Genomic DNA, 17,067 nt, shown 5'->3' with positions numbered 1-17,067 from the left:
AAACTGAATATATAGTTTTGTTCCTGTTTCACTTTAGATTTATTATAAAATATGCATTACTGCCTTCTGATGTCCTGTATCATCTTTGATTTTAAAGTATATAACGGCAACGATAAGTCCACGGGAAGAATCTGCGGATTCACAAGCCTTTTATATTCCTCCCAGAAGGAATTCAGGCTTTTTTTGCAGTAATCCCTGATTTCAAGAACGGAAGGCGATTCATAAACGCATTCCCCCTTGACAAATACAGGAACCAAAAGGTCTTCCACATAGTACTCGTTTGCTTTTAAGGTCATTTTCTTCCATGTATTTATAGGGTGGAATATGGTAAGGTCTTTTGTGGTATCTATTGTTTCTCCCACAAGGGATATAAGGTCTGCCTTGACCTTTCCTGATTTTTTATCATAAATTCTAAATACTGTTTTTTCTCCCGGGTTTGTAATTTTTTCAGGGTTTTCCGAAAGCTTTATTTTAGGAACCATTTCTCCCCTGTCATTTAATTCTCCTACCAGTTTATACACACCGCCGAAGGCCGGGGAATCCTTTGAAGTAATTAAATTAGTGCCTACTCCCCATAAAGTTATTTTAGCCCCTTGAAGCTTGAGGTTTAAAATCAAGTTTTCATCAAGGTCACTGGAAGCGCTTATAATGGCATCGGGAAAGCCTGCCTCGTCAAGCATAATCCTTACCTTTTTGGAAAGATAAGCAAGGTCACCGCTGTCAAGACGAATACCATGGATTTTAAGCCTTCCTTGCTCCTGAAGCTCCTGAAAAACCTTTATGGCATTGGGTATCCCTGATTTTAAGGTATCATAGGTATCTACAAGAAGAATACAGTTTTCACTGTATATTTCCGCATATTTCCGAAAAGCCTCAAGCTCGTCCTCAAAGCTCATAATCCAGCTGTGGGCATGGGTTCCCGAAACAGGCACATCAAACGCTTTTCCGCAAAGGACATTACTCGTGGCGTGGCATCCCCCTATAATAGCCGCCCTTCCTCCATATATACCGGCGTCTGGGCCTTGGGCCCTTCTTAAGCCGAATTCCAAAACCCTGTCGTCACCGGCGGCTTCACAGACTCTTGCCGCCTTGGTTGCAATAAGGCTTTGATGGTTTATGATATTTAAGAGGGCGCTTTCCATAAGCTGGGCCTCGATTACAGGCCCCTTTATCCTCATAAGAGGCTCTTGGGGAAATACGACGGTGCCTTCGGGAACAGCATAAATATCCCCCGTAAACTTATAATTTTTCAGATACTCAAGAAATTCTTCCTTAAAAGTTCCCAAAGACCTAAGATAGCTTATATCATCGTCTGAAAATTTAAGGCTTTTCACATATTCAATGGCCTGAGCAAGCCCCGCCGTAATGGAATAGCCGTTTCCGCTGGGATTTGTTCTGTAAAAAAGGTCAAATACGACTATTTTCTGTGAGGTCCCTGCAAGGTAATATCCCTGCATCATTGTAAGCTCATAGAAATCCGTGAGAAGAGTAAGATCATTATAAAACACTTCAACTATCTCCTTCGTTTATTTTTTATTGTTCTCTATTGTTTAACGAATTAATCTTTAGAGCATGTTTTCATGGTTAACAATAGATTAACCATGAAAACATGCTCTATGGGTCTTAAAGTAAAATAACTTTAAGGCAGTAACAAAAACCTATTTTTCATAAACAGCTTAATATAATAGAAACGCTTATATTAAGCTGCTCAAATATACGATTTTTGTTGCTGTAATCAAATTATCTTACTAAAAATATAAATTTAAATAAATTGCCTATATAATAACATATTTTTAAAATGAATAGTATAAAAATAATAAATTTGGAAATTATTATATTGTAGCCTTAATCAAAGTCAATAAGCTTAAGCTTATTGCAGTATTTATATCCCCCCCCCGTAAGAGCCGTTCCCCCCGGACGGCTCTATATATTTCATAAAAAGCCTATAAGGTCTTCTCCCTTATGGGCTTTTTGCTTTTTCTTACTTCCTGATTTACCTCAATTGATAAATTCTACAAATCCTACCAAAATTATTCGTTATTTTTTTCACAAAACTTCATTGCCAAAATATTTTTTATATGGTATACTATTGTTAAATAATTAACAAAATACTTTTAAGAAGGGGAATACTATGGCTAAGACTGAACTTAAGGCAGATATTCAAAATCCTGATGAGAAAAAACTCGCGGCTATAAAGGAAGTTGATGCTTTAGCTGCAAAGGGTAAAATCGCTCTTGAAAAATACATGGAGCTTGACCAGAAGACTGTTGACAATATTGTTAAGCAAATGTCAATAGCCGGCCACGCCGCTCAAATGGTTTTAGCAAAACTTGCCGTTGAGGAGACAGGCCGGGGCATATATGAAGATAAAATAACAAAAAATATATTCGCAACGGAATATATTTATAATAGTATAAAATACCAAAAAACCGTAGGAATCATTGAAGAAAACGACGAAGACGATTATATGCAGATAGCGGAGCCTGTAGGTATCATCGCAGGAGTAACCCCTGTGACAAATCCTACAAGCACAACACTGTTTAAATCAATTATTGCCGCCAAAACAAGAAACCCTATTATCTTTGCATTCCACCCGTCAGCTCAAAAATGCTCCGCGGAAGCTGCGAAAATCGTAAGAGACGCGGCAATAAAAGCAGGGGCGCCTGAAAACTGCATTCAATGGGTAGAAACCCCAAGCCTTGAAGCAACGACTTATTTAATGAATCATAAAGATATTTCTCTCGTGCTTGCGACAGGCGGTTCCGCAATGGTAAGAAGCGCATATTCCACAGGAAAGCCGGCCCTTGGCGTAGGCCCTGGAAATGTTCCTTGCTTCATCGAAAAAACTGCCGATATTAAACAAGCAGTAACAGACCTTGTGCTTTCAAAGTCCTTTGATAACGGTATGATTTGTGCTTCCGAACAGGCAGTTATCATAGAAGAGCCTGTATATAAAGAAGCTATAGATTATATGAAATATAATAAATGCTATTTTGCAACAAAAGAAGAAACCAAGAAAATTACATCTGTTGTAATTAATGTTGAAAAGGGTGCTGTTAATCCTGATATCGTAGGCAAACCACCTTATTATATAGCTTCTCTCGCAGGCATAAAAATCCCTGAGGACACAAAAATTCTTTGCTGTGAAATCGAAGGCGTAGGCCCTGAATATCCTCTTTCAAGGGAAAAGCTTTCACCTGTTCTTGCAGTATTAAAGGCAAAAGACTACAAAGAGGGCATTAAGCTTTCAGATGCCATGCTTAAACTGGGCGGAATGGGCCACTCTTCCGTTATCCATTCAAAAGACGAAAAAATTATAGAGGAATTTGCTTCTGTCTGCAAAACAGGACGTATCCTCATAAACTCTCCTTCCTCCCACGGAGCCATCGGAGACTTATATAACACCAATATGCCTTCTCTTACCCTCGGCTGCGGCTCCTACGGAAACAACTCTACTACAAGCAATGTTTCAGCCGTTAATCTTATTAACATAAAGAGAGTTGCAAAAAGGAGAATCAACATGCAGTGGTTTAAAATACCGAAAAAAATATTTTTTGAATTCGGTTCCATACAGTATCTTGAAAAAATCAAGAACGCCACAAGAGCATTCATCGTTACAGACCCACAGATGGTAAAGTTCGGCTATGTTGATAAAATTCTTTACCACCTCAATAAAAACAGAGAAAAAATAGCCGTTGAAATATTCTCCGAAGTAGAGCCGGATCCTTCTTTCGATACCGTAAGAAAAGGCACCGAGGCAATGAATCAGTTTAAGCCCGACCTGATTATCGCATTAGGCGGCGGTTCCGCCATGGACGCGGCAAAGGGCATGTGGCTCTTCTACGAACAGCCGGAGGTTGATTTCAAGGCTTTAAGCCAGAAATTCTTAGACATCAGAAAACGTACCTATAAAATATCTGATTTAGGCGCAAAGGCCCAGATGGTCGCAATCCCTACAACATCAGGAACAGGCTCAGAGGTAACAAGCTTTGCCGTAATTACCGACAAAGAAAACAATATTAAATATCCTCTTGCAGACTATGCTTTAACCCCTGATATTGCAATCATTGACCCTGATTTAGTTATGACAGTTCCTTCTACCGTAACGGCAGACACAGGAATGGACGTATTGACCCATGCAATTGAAGCTTACGTTTCCATTCTTGCTTCCGACTATACAGACGCCCTTTCAGAAAAGGCAATTAAAATGGTATTTGAATATCTCCCAAGAGCCTATGCAAACCCGAAAGACGAAGTTGCCAGAGAAAAAATGCATAACGCTTCCTGTATGGCAGGTATGGCATTTACAAATGCTTTCTTAGGTATCAACCACTCTCTTGCCCATAAGCTTGGCGGTGAATTCCATATTGCCCACGGAAGGTCCAATGCCATAATTCTCCCATGGGTAATCGAATATAACGGAGAGCTTACGCCTACGAAATTTACTGCATGGCCAAAATATAAATCTTATATCGCTCCTGAAAAATATCAGGAAATAGCAAAACTTTTAGGCCTTCCCGCATCTACTCCGGAAGAAGGCGTTCAGAGCCTTGCAAACGCCGTAAGAAAGCTTTCTAAGAGCCTTAACGTTCCTCAAACCATAAAAGAATGCGGTATCGATGAAAAGCTTTACCTTGAAAGACTGGATTATCTTTCCGAAAGAGCCTTTGAAGACCAATGTACAACCGCAAACCCAAGGCTTCCTCTTGTAAAAGAGCTTAAGGAAATATATTTAAAAGCTTATTACGGTAAATAAATAAAAAAGCTCCCTTAGGGAGCTTTTTTATTTTCGCAAAATCAGGATTTTGCGAAGATTCATATCTGCAGGCAAGAATAGAGGGTTCCAGGGCTTTTCTATGAAAAGCTTGAAACCCTCTATTTCCCTCAGACAGGCAAAGCCTGTCTTCCAGATTAAAGTCTGCGACGCTAGAACCTTGTTGCTTACACAGCAAAGCCGCCCAAAACTTAGCGTTTCATATGCAGCATATTCTATAAGTATAGGCCTCTGTAATCTATACCATACGCTAAAGGGTCGGAGAACAAAGAGTTCCCCGGATTTTATCCACAGGCAGGACTTTGCTCTGCCGAGGGAAATCAGGGGCCGCAAGCCTTATATTTATACTAAAGGAGTATCTTCATATAGTTACAAAACTTATTTTAAGTTTGGAAACTATAAAGCAATTTTTAAATTGTAAGGCCTGCAGTTGATTTATTCCTATAGGCAGATAAAATACCGCAAAAAGTCAGGACTTTTGTGGCTGAAAAAAGCTCCCCTAGGGAGCTTTTTTTAATACATCTTATTCATTATATTTTCTATGGTATCCGGCTCTGCTATCATATAGCCCTGGCAATAGTCTATGCCGATGCTTTTGAGGCCGTCAAATACGTCCTTTCCTTCCACTTGCTTGGCAATTGTCTTTTTATTCAGTATATGGGATATTTCATTTATGGAAGAAACCATCGTACAGCCTAAAGGACTTTCCGAAATATCATTTATAAGGGTTCCGTCTATTTTAACATAGTCGGCGTTTAAAAACTTAAGATAGGAAAATGAAGAAAAGCTGCTGCCAAAATCATCCAGGGCAAACTTACAGCCAAGCGTTCTAAGGCCTGCTTCAAAATCGCTTACTTCTATAAAATTAGATATGGCCGCGTTTTCTTTTATTTCAAAGCATATCATTTCCGGCGGTACATTATACCTGTTCAGCCCTCGCTCTATAAATTCTATAAATTCCTTTGAGCCTTCGGCGCTTAATGTGGCTTCTGATATATTGATGCTGAAAAGGGCGCTTTCCGGGCCTACAAAAGGCATTATCCGTTCATGGAAGCTTGAGAAAAAGGTATTGATAACCCATTGATCAATTTTACTCATCATATTATATCGATAAGCTTGAGAAATAAATGCCGATGACGGAATTACGGTTCCGTCTTTAAGCCTTAATCTTAAATAAATTTCAAATAGCTTCGGCCCTCCCGTATAGTTTATATTTGCAACAGGCTGATAAACAAGAAAGAAACTGTCGCTTTCAAGGGCTTCCATTATAAGGGGGAACAGGTTAAGCTCATCGCCTGTGGTTTCAGAAGGCTCTTTATCGTCATTATAGACCATAACGCCGCTGCCGCCGCTCCCTTTTGCAATAAAGCATGCAATATCGGCAGCCCTATGCATCAGGCGTATATCATTGATGTTTTCATCTGTTTCGGCAATACCTATACTTGCCCCTACACTGAATACTTTGCCTTCCCATGTAAAGTTATACTGAGTAATGGCGCTTTTAATCTTTTCAGCAACAATAGTGGCCTGTTTAACGTCGGTGCAGGGCAGGAATACGGCAAACTCGTCGCCGCCTACTCTTGCTATAATATCTGAATTCCGAAGGCTTTCCTTCATAATATAAGAAAGATGCCGAAGAAGCTGGTCCCCTGCTTCATGGCCGCAGGTATCGTTCACAATTTTAAAATGGTCAAGGTCAATCATCAGCAAGGAATGATGATTTGTGGTAATCCTTCTTTCTGCAAGGATTTCCGAGGCCTTGCTTTCAAGATAACACCTATTGTAAAGCTGGGTTAGGCTGTCGAAATTAGCCTGTTTAAAAAGAGCGTCCTGCACCTTTCTTGTTTCGGTCATATCCCTTGCTGTGCATATGTAATGGAATCCGCCTTTTCCGTCTATCTCCATTATGGAGCAGGAAAAAGCAACAGGAACAATCTCCCCGGCTTCCGTTATTAAATCGGCATCATAAGATTTCTCCACCGTGGGCTTAAAATTATCGCTTAAAAAGAAATTACAGCAATTGCTTTTAAAAAGAACGTCTATGGGTTTTCCTTCCAGATATTCGTCTCTGCATTTTAAAAGCTTCTTTGCGGCACTGTTAAACATTACAATTTTCTTATTTTCATCAATTACAAAAAGGGCTTCGGAAATATTGGCTATAAGGTTTGCCATATATTTGCCGGATAAGGCGCTTTTTTCAGGCTCACCTTTTCCTTCGGTGCCGAAGGTTGTGAAAAACAATAAATTTGTTTTTAAATCCTCTTCGTATTCTATATCCGGCGGCATGTTCACAGGGCATAAATGCCTGCCCTGCCTTAAGTTATTATACAAAAATATAAGTACACCGGCAAAAGCAGCAAAAATAAAACCTATATTGCCTAAATCATAATCAGGGAAAACGGCATTTCTAATAATACCCTGTATTGATATAAATAAAAGGCAGACAATAAGTATTTTTGGATATTGGGCTTTACCTCCCATTTTGAAATCCTCCTCCGAACAACACCCCTTAAAGGGACCACCCTTTAAGGGCAAACCCTTAATAGGACAAAACTAAGAGCAGGGAACGGGCCTTACAGCAGTCAAGCTTCATTGTAAGTTCATTTTAAGGCCTATAGCCGAATTCCCTTGAAACCGAAGTGATAGAGTGCTGCAAAATATCAGAGGATATTTTGTGTTTTAAGCGATAGGTCTTCAGATTAAAGTGAATTCTTCTATAAATTAAATTTTCTATAAAATACGCTTTGCTTAAAAATTCGCCGGCCTGTTCTTTATTACCTTCTGACAGGCTTGGCATCTATAAATATTGCTCTCTGTAAATACCATTGTACTGATTCAACTTGAAAATAGTTTCTTGTTTTTAAGTTTAATCAGTTTTCCTTTCGTTTGCAGTAAATAAACTGGGGCCTTTTTCATATTTATTTTAAGCAGATTGGCGTTGATTTCATTCTCTTTATAATCAGTATATTTTTGCTGAAAACATGGTTACAAAAACATATCATAAAAAGGTTTCAAGAAAAACATACAATATCTTAAATTTTAATCATGATAAAGTATACAAAATCTATTGATTGAATAAAAAGTAGTTTTTAAGCACATTATTGAAGTTTTTGTAAAATTACATTTCGTTTTTAAAAGTAAGCCTTATTTCATAGGCCTATGGGATATAATGAGTATAGCCTATAAGGCATGGTCAAATCAAGAGTTTTTTCAAGACAATAATCAACATAATACCCTTTTCATCGCTATTTTTCAAAGCAGACATTTTTTCTAAAAAGCATTGATAAAGGGGCGTTCATCAGGTCCTTTTCTGTTTTTAATATATTTATAAATGTTGAATTAATGGTAAATTTTTGGAATAATTTACCATTAATTCAACATTTATAAAGCTTAATTTTTTATGCCTAAGAAATAATCGTTTGTCAGAATTTTGTAGGATTATGATGTTTATAATTGCATTTTTTGCTTAAGTTTCATTATATTTCAAATTAGTAAAGTTTAATTAAAATGATCGACCTTTAAAATCTTATTTATAATATATTACAAAAATACCGGAGAACGTTTCTTCCGGTATTTTTTATTTATATATTAAAATGTTATATGAAGCGTTTAAGACTTTCCTAAGTAATTCAGAAGTAAATTTCTTATTCATAATAAACCGGCTTGCTTTTATATTATTTTTCAAGCCCAATTAAATTATCTTCTATTTCTATTTTTCTGTTTATGATTTTAAGCTCCCGCATAATAATAACCGCTGAAATTAAAAATGCTGTAAAGTCCGCTATGGCCCCTGAATACCATATGCCGTCTATGCCTAAAAACCTTGGCAGAATAAGGGCCAACGGGGTCAATATCATAAGCTGCCTTGAGGCATTAAGCAAAATGGAAAGCTGGGCCCTGCCTATAGCCTGGAAAAAATTAGCCGAGCAGGACTGGAAGCCGATTACAGGAAGGCAAAGGAGGAAAAACCGCATTCCCCTTGAAGCTATCATATTTATGGCCTCATTTTTATTAAATATCAAAGCGAGCTGCTCCGGTAAAAGCTGTATCATCGTCCAGCCGAAAACGCAAAGGGCGGTAGAATAAACTACGCTCCAAAGAAAGGCGGATTTAGCCCTTCTATAGTCCTTTCTTCCGTAGTTAAAGCCTACGATAGGCTGAACCCCCTGATTGATACCGATAATCGGTGTAATAAAGAATATGGACATCGTATTAATAAGGGTCATGGCCCCTACGGCAAGGTCACCGTCTCCGAACTGCATTTCACCGTAAAATTTAAGGCTGTTATTCAGTATTGTATTAACCACAGAATTGCTTACCTGCATTAAAAAGGGTGAAAGGCCGATAGAAAATATAATCATCACCGTTTTAGGATTTATTTTCATAAATTTTCTATAAAACTTAAGAGGGGCCTTCTTTCCAAAATAATAAGAAAATACCCATACAGCCGATATAAACTGGGAAATTACCGTAGCTATGGCAGCTCCGTCTGGGCCGAAACCAAGGCTGAAGATAAAAATCGGCACTAAAATAATATTAATTACGCCGCCTAAAAGCTGGGTGGAGGCAAAGCGCTTGGGATTTCCTGTGGCCCTGATACAATGGTTCATAGAAAAGGAAACTACCTGAAATATACAGCCGCCTATGATGATTCTTCCATAGGAAAGGGCATAAGGCAGTGTTCTTTCGCTTGCTCCTGAAAGCATAAGTATCTGGGGCGCATATATGTAGCCGAAAATTGAAATTAATAGGGACAGCACTATGGAAAGGACAAAGGCGTTATTCAGTATTTCCTCTGCGCCTTTTTTGTCATTTTGCCCCAGTTTAATAGATATATTGGAAGCGGCACCAATGCCCACAAGCTGGGCGAAGGCAAGGATAACGTTACTGATAGGGATCATAAGGCCTACCCCTGTATAAGCAAGAGCGCCTACCTCTCCTTCTATCTGACCTATCCAAAACCTGCCCACGATATTATAAAGGGCATTTACCATCATTCCAATAACTGTAGGAAGGGAATAGTTAAATACTAAAGAACGGATATTCTCCGTAGCCATACGCCGTTCCGTAGGCGTAAGATTGTCCAGCTGGCCGTTAATCGGCCCTACATTTTCACAAGTCATTATGTGTTCTCCTTAGAATAAATTGCGAGAGCCTTTTGAAAAAGCGAATAGATTATTTCATACTGGGCAGTTGATTTTAAATGGGTTTTAGAGAAAACCCATTTAAAAATAATCAGAAAAGTAGGGTTTTTGATCTGGTATGATTTCTTCTAAGATACGAAGGGTATCAGGATCTGTTTTAAGCCTTTCAATATCGTAAAAATAAACGGGGCTTCTATAGCTCATTAAAAGACTTGTAAGGGTCTGTATGGTAAGCTCTGCAGGATTTCCCACAGCATTATTTGTAACAATAGGTTTATTGTCTTTCCACTCCATGCCGAATATATTTTCATTCCACGGAGCGAGGGGGTCCGTTACCTTAAAATGAAAAGGCTTTCCTCCCTTTAGGAAGGGATATTCCTTTAAAAAAGCTTCCACATCGACGATTCTTGCCATGAAATAAGGCTCTATGGTTTCACTTATCTGCCCGTCGTCAAGCAAAAAAGCAATAGGCTCATTTTTAAATATATTGCCCTGTATATTGTCTACCATGGAAAAATGGGCCGATATAAAATTCCAAAGGCCGTTTCTTGCTTCCTGATTCAAATAAATCATTTCTTTAATATGGAAAACGTCATCTGCTATCCAATACATAACATAGCCTGTTGGTTCGTTTTTACCATTATAATATACCCCTGCCGTGCGCTCTTCCTCGTTTTCCCATCTCCAGTATTCTGCCCACGCTATTTCATCTCGAAGCATGGCCCCGTGATTTCTTCTGGCAAATCTGTTATAGGTTTCAATAACATCTATATGGTCTATAGGGTGGCGCTCTACAAAGCCCGGCACCTCTACATGCTTGGGAAGCTGGGTATCCTTCATGGAAAAGCTTATAAAATCACTCATAATTTCCCAGCCCTTGCGCCTGTAATAGGGTATGGAATAAGGGTAGAGATAGGAAATCCACTGTTTATTTTCTCTCATTTTTCTAAGAGACATTCTTATAAGGTCGTTCATCAGGCCAAGGTTTGCATATTCAGGATAAGTTCCAACCCCTGTAATACCGCCCATTTTAAATATCTTTCCGTGAATATTGACCTCAAAGGGATATATGGCAATTTGGGAAACCAGCTTATCCCCGTCAAACCATCCGAAAACATCCGACCTTTCAAGCAAGGGCACTTTAGCCCTTACGATTTCGCCGTCCTCGTAGCCGCTTTCCTGAAGCTCCTGATTTGTGACCTGAAAAACGTATCTTAAAAGCTCGTTATACTGGTCCAAATATTCGAGCCCCACTGGTTTAAGCTCAAGTCTTTGGCGAATTTTATTTTCTTCCATTGCTTTAAGCACCTCTTTATTCCTATAAAGAAATATTTGAAAAATAATATGGATTATATAAATAATACACTATAAGCAAATAAATTGCAAAGGCATATTTTGCTTATAAGAGGCTCTTAAAGCAGGTTTTATACGGGTTTTATACGGTTGTTTGTGCTAAGTAAACTTAAAAGTGATACAAGCGTAAGCTTGTAAATCTTTTTTAAGTGAGTGTCCCTTACAATTACCAAACTATTAAGCTAAATAAACAGCGTATATAAGCTTATATACGCCGCTTTATATTTCTTTAACTTTAAAATATCCTTTATTTTATACCATGCGAACTCGAAAAAAGATATAAGCATAAGCTTATGAATCTTTTTTAAGTTTGCGTCCTCCTATAGTTAAAGAAATATTTCATATGTTTTCATTAAATTAGCTTGTGTATTTTCAAGTTAATTTACTTTATACCTTTATGATTCGTAATAGTCCATGCAGACTCTGTCTTTCATGACTGTGCCTACAAATGCGCTTACTTCTTTATGGGCAGGATGTACCTGATAAGCCGAAAGCGCTTCTTCGCTTTCAAAAAGGCTGTTTAATATAACATCTTTTGTGCTTGAAGAAAGAGGGTCAATGTGAACGTTAAGCGCTATTACCCCACTTATAATTTCTTTTAAAGCCTCTAATTTTTCTTTTACTTCTTTTCCCTTTAATGCTTTCTCCTCCGGGGAAAATCCCTCCTGATAATTCCAGATAACAATATGCCGAACCATTTAAATTCCCCCTGATGCTTTATTTTTATTTTATATATTATTATAAGCATCTAAGGGGCCTCTTGTCTATAGCCCAAGGGCTCTATAAAAGACCAAACGCCTTTAAAATAACATTCAATTTTTCGCTATGATATCATTATATTCTTGTGAACTTCATAAAAAAGCAGGCCTATGGCCTGCTTTTAGTTTATGCTTTTGAAACCGTATACGTCTTATCGTCGTAGCCGATTTCAACCGTGTCTCCTTCTTTGATATTGGCTTCCAGTATTTTTTCCGCAAGCATATCTTCGATATTTGCCTGAATTACTCTTCTTAAAGGTCTTGCGCCGTATACAGGGTCGAAGCCTTCCTTTGAAATTTCCTTAAGGGCAGTATCGCTTATGCTTATATCAATATTCATCTGAGACTTAATTCTCTTTTTAACCTCATTCATCATAAGAATGGCAATCTCTTCAATGTCTTTTTCGTCTAAGGATTTAAACACGATGATGTCGTCTATTCTGTTTAAGAATTCGGGACGGAATACCTTCTTTATTTCGTCCATAACTGTTTTTTTCATATCTTCATAATTTCTCTTGCTGTCGTCTGATGAAACAAAGCCAAGCCTTTTAGAAGCCATGATGTTTCTTGCGCCGGCGTTTGAAGTCATAATAATAACAGTGTTTTTAAAATCGACTCTTCTTCCGTGGGCGTCGGTAATATGGCCGTCGTCGAGAACCTGTAAGAGAATATTAAATACGTCAGGATGGGCCTTTTCGATTTCATCAAAAAGGATTACGGAATAAGGCTTTCTCCTTATTTTTTCGCTTAGCTGGCCGCCGTCTTCAAAGCCTACATACCCCGGCGGGGAACCTATGAGCTTTGAAACGCTGTGCTTTTCCATATATTCGCTCATGTCGATTCTTATAATGGCGTTTTCATCGCCGAAAAGGACCTCTGCAAGGGCCTTTGAAAGCTCTGTTTTACCTACTCCTGTAGGACCTAAGAAAAGGAAGGAGCCTACAGGCCTTTTAGGGTCTTTAAGGCCTACCCTGCCGCGCCTTACAGCCTTTGATATGGCTTTTACGGCCTCATCTTGGCCGATAACCCTTCTATGGAGTATTTCCTCCATATTCAAAAGCCTTTCGCTTTCCTCCTGCTGGAGCCTTTGAACAGGGATTCCCGTCCAGCTTCCCACTACCTGGGCAATATCTTCATCTGTTACTACAAGCTTTGCAGAATCGTTTTTGTTTTCCCATTTTTTATTTTCTTTTTCCAGTCTTTCCTTAATTTCTTCCTGTTTCTTTTTAAGCTTTCCGGCCTTTTCGTATTCTTCTGTTTTAATAGCGGATTCTTTTTCTTTTTCAAGCTCTACAAGCTTTTCTTCAAGCTCCTTTATTTTCGGAGGGGTTGTGTAAGAACGGAGCTTAACCTTTGAAGAAGCCTCGTCAATAAGGTCTATAGCCTTATCGGGAAGGAATCTGTCTGAAATATACCTGCTGGAGAGCTTTACCGCAGCCGTAATAGCCTCGTCAACGATTTTAACGCTGTGGTGAGCCTCATATTTATCCCGAAGGCCCCGGAGCATTTCAATCGCTTCTTCCTGGGTAGGCTCGTTTACGGTTACAGGCTGGAACCTTCTTTCAAGGGCCGCGTCCTTTTCGATATGTTTTCTGTATTCATCTAAAGTGGTTGCACCCACAACCTGAATTTCTCCTCTTGCAAGAGAAGGCTTCAGTATATTGGAAGCATCTATGGCTCCTTCCGCTGCGCCTGCGCCCACGATGGTATGAAGCTCGTCTATGAATAAGACGATATTTCCAGACTGCTTTACCTCTGCAAGCACTTTCTTTATTCTTTCCTCAAACTCTCCCCTGTACTTGCTTCCCGCAACCATCGCGGAAAGGTCTAAGGAGACTACTCTTTTCCCTTTCAGAATCTGGGGAATATTCCCCTCTGTTATCTTCTGGGCAAGGCCTTCGATAATGGCCGTTTTTCCTACACCCGGATCCCCTACCAAAACAGGATTATTCTTCGTTCTTCTGGATAATATCTGAACGACTCTTTCGATTTCTTTATCTCTTCCCACAATAGGGTCAAATTTATTTTCAGATGCAAGCTGAGTAAAATCCCTGCTGTATTGGTCCAAAGTCGGGGTATTTGTTTTTCCCTTCTTTACCTGCCCTCCGATGGGCATTCCGTCAGAAGTATTTTCTGATTCTCCAAGCATAGATAATATTTCCTCGGAAAGTTTCTGTACATTTACATTAAGGCTTTCCAATATTTTTACGGCTACACTGTCTTTTTCCCTTAAAAGGGCAAGAAGCAAATGCTCTGTTCCGATATAGCCTGTGCCCATTTTAATGGCTTCCTGAAGGCTAAGCTCGATAACCCTTTTGGTTCTCGGGGTAAAATCCTGAGGAACCCCCAGAGAATCACTTATCCCTACCATCTGGCCGATACGGGACACAATTGCATCCTTTGTAACTCCCTGGCCTTCAAGGGCCTTTGAAGCTACGCTTTCATCAATATGCCTAAGGGCCAGAAGAAGATGCTCCGTTCCCACATATCCGTGGCCCAGCTCCGCCGCTGCCTGCTGAGCGTATTCTATAACCTCTCGGGCTTTTTGCGTAAATTTTCCCTGCATAATAAAACCTCCTTTGCGGCATGCCGCATTTTACCAAAGTGCTTTCAATTTCTATATAAATTTGGATTCAAATAAAATAGCAGCATTTTCAATTTGTCTTTTCTCTTATTTTATATGAATTCAAGTGACCTGCAGTTTTGTTTCTGTTTCATTTTAAATTTGTTATAAGTTCAATAACCTTGATTAACTATAGCGTTTTAAAGTGAATATTTCTTATGGTTAATAAAGAAATTTTTCGCTTTATTAACCATAAATTAATTTCTATGTTAAATATTTTTACAGCTCCATATAAAATTCTTTGAAGCCCGGCAAATACCTTGCGGTCATATGCCGGGGCTTCGTATATATGAAACAGGCTCTTACAGTCAAATGATCTAAATTAGTAATATTTTATGAAAAGCTTTTGCAAGTCTAAAAATCTTATTAAATTAGTAAAATTCATTTGACATAAGCCTGCGTTACCTTTAGGGCAAAAAAGATAAAGGCAGTAATAATAATCTATTTTTATAAATGGTTTAGATATATAAAAATACTATATTTACGCCATTCAAGTCAACAAAGATGAAGATATCCTTATTCCTATAAAGGAACGTTCACCTAGCTTCACTGTAAGTGTTTTCAGATTCACTAAGTATAAAATATACGGTTTTATCGTTATTAATTTGTTTCTTTTAATTGAATATTTCCCTAAGATAAGACGCTCTTGCAATATCTCTTTTATCAGAATCAGATTCCCCTGTTCTTTTCTGAATATTTCCCGGTTCAATATTCATCATAATATTATATATAGGCGCTTTCGGCTTAGGCTCTTTTAATATACCGAAGATATAGCCTGTTCTTACTGCGGAAAGAAGGTTCATGGCTTCCTTCACAGTCATTTTCCTTGCGTTTTTCAAAAGCCCATAGGCTCTGTATATATTGTCTTCCACGTAAATGGGATTTTCGGAATAAATGTTTTTAAACACCTTTGATTCATTATCTTCTATCTGCTCACCGATGGTTTTAAGCCCCTGAATGATTTCCTCTTCGGATTTACCAAGGGTCATCTGATTGGATACCTGATAAATGCTGCCGTAGGATTCGCTTCCTTCTCCGTAAATGCCCCTGATGGTCATACCAAGCTTTGAAAGAGCGGCGGCAAGGCTTTGAATGTTTCCTGTTTTTTCAAGCATGGGAATATGCACCATATAAGACGCTCTTAAGCCTGTTCCCGTATTTGTAGGGCAGCTTGTAAGATAGCCGAAGTCGCTGTCAAAGGCATATTCAAGAGTTTCTTCCATTAAATCGTCGATCTTATCTGCCGTATCCCATGCGGCATCTATATTCTTGCCGGAGTATACAGATTGTATTCTTATATGGTCTTCTTCATTAATCATAATTTCGACAGATTCGTCGTCTTTAATGAGAACGCCTCTGGGCCTTGAATATTTCAAAAGCTCCGGGCTTATGGAATGCTTTTCTATTAGGGCCCTTTTATCTGTACCGTCGGCATTTTTAATATCTACGTATTCAAATTGGCTTCCTATGGACATATAATCGTTTTTTATGGAGGAAATCACGTCTTTAATAAGCTTTTCTGATTGTTCGTCATTTATTTTAGCCGAAAAAGGATATTTGGATAAATTTCTTGCAAGCCTTACTCTGCTGGATATAATAGGGGAAATGTCTGAAGCGCTATCTTCATACCACCTTGTTTTGTGAACCATTACGCTCCCTCCTTTTTAGTGCTTTCAAGCTCCTTAATCAAATCCCGTAAATGGGCGGCTTTTTCATATTCTTCTGATTCAATGGCCCTTTTAAGCTCTGCTTTATATTCTTCAATGGCCCTGATATTCAGTATTTTGCTTTTTGATCTTTTAGGAAGCTTTCCTTTGTGGTGGGTTCCTGACTGTATGCTTTCAAAAACGCCTTTCAGCTCCTTATGAAACGCCTTATAGCAATTTTCACAGCCAAGCCTTCCCGTCTTTTTGAAAGACTCATAGGCAATTCCGCAGGAAGGGCATTTAAGCTTAGGCTCATTCTTTTTTTCTTCCCCTATGAAAAATAAATTGCTGAAAAGATTGCTTAAGTCTCCGAAAACATCGTCCATCTTAACCCCTGCAGCGCAGTTGGGGCATAAATGGTATTTCGTATGCTTGCCGTTTATGTTCTGCTCTATTAATACCGTTGCCTCATTCTCTCCGCATTTTTCACACATCATAGTAAAACCCTCCTTTACAAAGGTTCTTTAAAAAATTTATCAAATAATATTTATTGATATGGTTTAGGATATTCAATTTATAGGTCGGTCATACGTTTAATCCGTAAAGTAATGATTTTATCATTATTGGCTGGCTTTTAGAAACACACTTTGCTTTGCAAAACATATTGGTAATTATATTCGTAATTTTATACTCATACAATCCGCTTCGCGGATTATATTCGGGAGTATACACTCCTTCTTATTTTCTTGGTTCCCCTCACACAATTTAC

9 protein-coding genes are annotated in these 17,067 nt (G+C 38.6%); 1 reads left to right on the top strand and 8 read right to left on the bottom strand.

What is annotated here, in order from left to right; genetic code table 11:
* Nucleotides 1–56: 56 nt before the first annotated feature.
* The gene (locus NBX03_RS00630) at nt 57–1,508 is read right to left on the bottom strand and encodes a nicotinate phosphoribosyltransferase (RefSeq protein WP_250228848.1); all 1,452 of its coding nucleotides are present in this window, start codon (nt 1,506–1,508) and stop codon (nt 57–59) included.
* A gap of 623 nt (nt 1,509–2,131) precedes the next feature.
* Between NBX03_RS00630 and adhE the strand changes: the two genes are divergently transcribed.
* Complete coding sequence (gene adhE / locus NBX03_RS00625) at nt 2,132–4,756, top strand: bifunctional acetaldehyde-CoA/alcohol dehydrogenase (protein WP_250228847.1); 2,625 nt, start codon at nt 2,132–2,134, stop codon at nt 4,754–4,756.
* A gap of 531 nt (nt 4,757–5,287) precedes the next feature.
* Here adhE and NBX03_RS00620 read toward each other — a convergent pair.
* From NBX03_RS00620 to NBX03_RS00590, 7 genes are all read right to left on the bottom strand, one after another.
* The gene (locus tag NBX03_RS00620) at nt 5,288–7,255 is read right to left on the bottom strand and encodes an EAL domain-containing protein (protein WP_250228846.1); all 1,968 of its coding nucleotides are present in this window, start codon (nt 7,253–7,255) and stop codon (nt 5,288–5,290) included.
* A gap of 1,193 nt (nt 7,256–8,448) precedes the next feature.
* Nucleotides 8,449–9,897, bottom strand: coding sequence for an MATE family efflux transporter (locus NBX03_RS00615; RefSeq protein WP_250228845.1), 1,449 nt, complete (start codon nt 9,895–9,897; stop codon nt 8,449–8,451).
* Between the two features lie 102 nt (nt 9,898–9,999).
* A complete protein-coding gene (locus tag NBX03_RS00610) occupies nt 10,000–11,214 on the bottom strand; it encodes a GNAT family N-acetyltransferase (protein ID WP_250228844.1) in 1,215 nt (404 codons plus the stop codon).
* 452 nt (nt 11,215–11,666) lie between these two features.
* Entirely contained in the window at nt 11,667–11,969 is a 303-nt protein-coding gene (locus NBX03_RS00605; RefSeq protein ID WP_250228843.1) for a Dabb family protein, read from the bottom strand.
* Between the two features lie 187 nt (nt 11,970–12,156).
* A complete protein-coding gene (locus NBX03_RS00600; protein WP_250228842.1) occupies nt 12,157–14,595 on the bottom strand; it encodes an ATP-dependent Clp protease ATP-binding subunit in 2,439 nt (812 codons plus the stop codon).
* Nucleotides 14,596–15,266: 671 nt separating this feature from the next.
* The gene (locus NBX03_RS00595) at nt 15,267–16,301 is read right to left on the bottom strand and encodes a protein arginine kinase (RefSeq protein WP_250228841.1); all 1,035 of its coding nucleotides are present in this window, start codon (nt 16,299–16,301) and stop codon (nt 15,267–15,269) included.
* Nucleotides 16,301–16,795 (bottom strand): UvrB/UvrC motif-containing protein, encoded by a 495-nt coding sequence (locus tag NBX03_RS00590; RefSeq protein WP_250228840.1) that lies wholly within the window; start codon nt 16,793–16,795, stop codon nt 16,301–16,303. Before NBX03_RS00590 ends, NBX03_RS00595 begins: the two co-directional genes overlap by 1 nt.
* Nucleotides 16,796–17,067 lie beyond the last annotated feature (272 nt).

It is taken from the genome of Anaeropeptidivorans aminofermentans, assembly GCF_940670685.1.
Taxonomy (GTDB): Bacteria; Bacillota; Clostridia; order Lachnospirales; family UBA5962; genus Anaeropeptidivorans; species Anaeropeptidivorans aminofermentans.
Note: the sequence above shows the minus strand (reverse complement) of the source record. Positions and strands in the feature narration are given on the sequence as shown.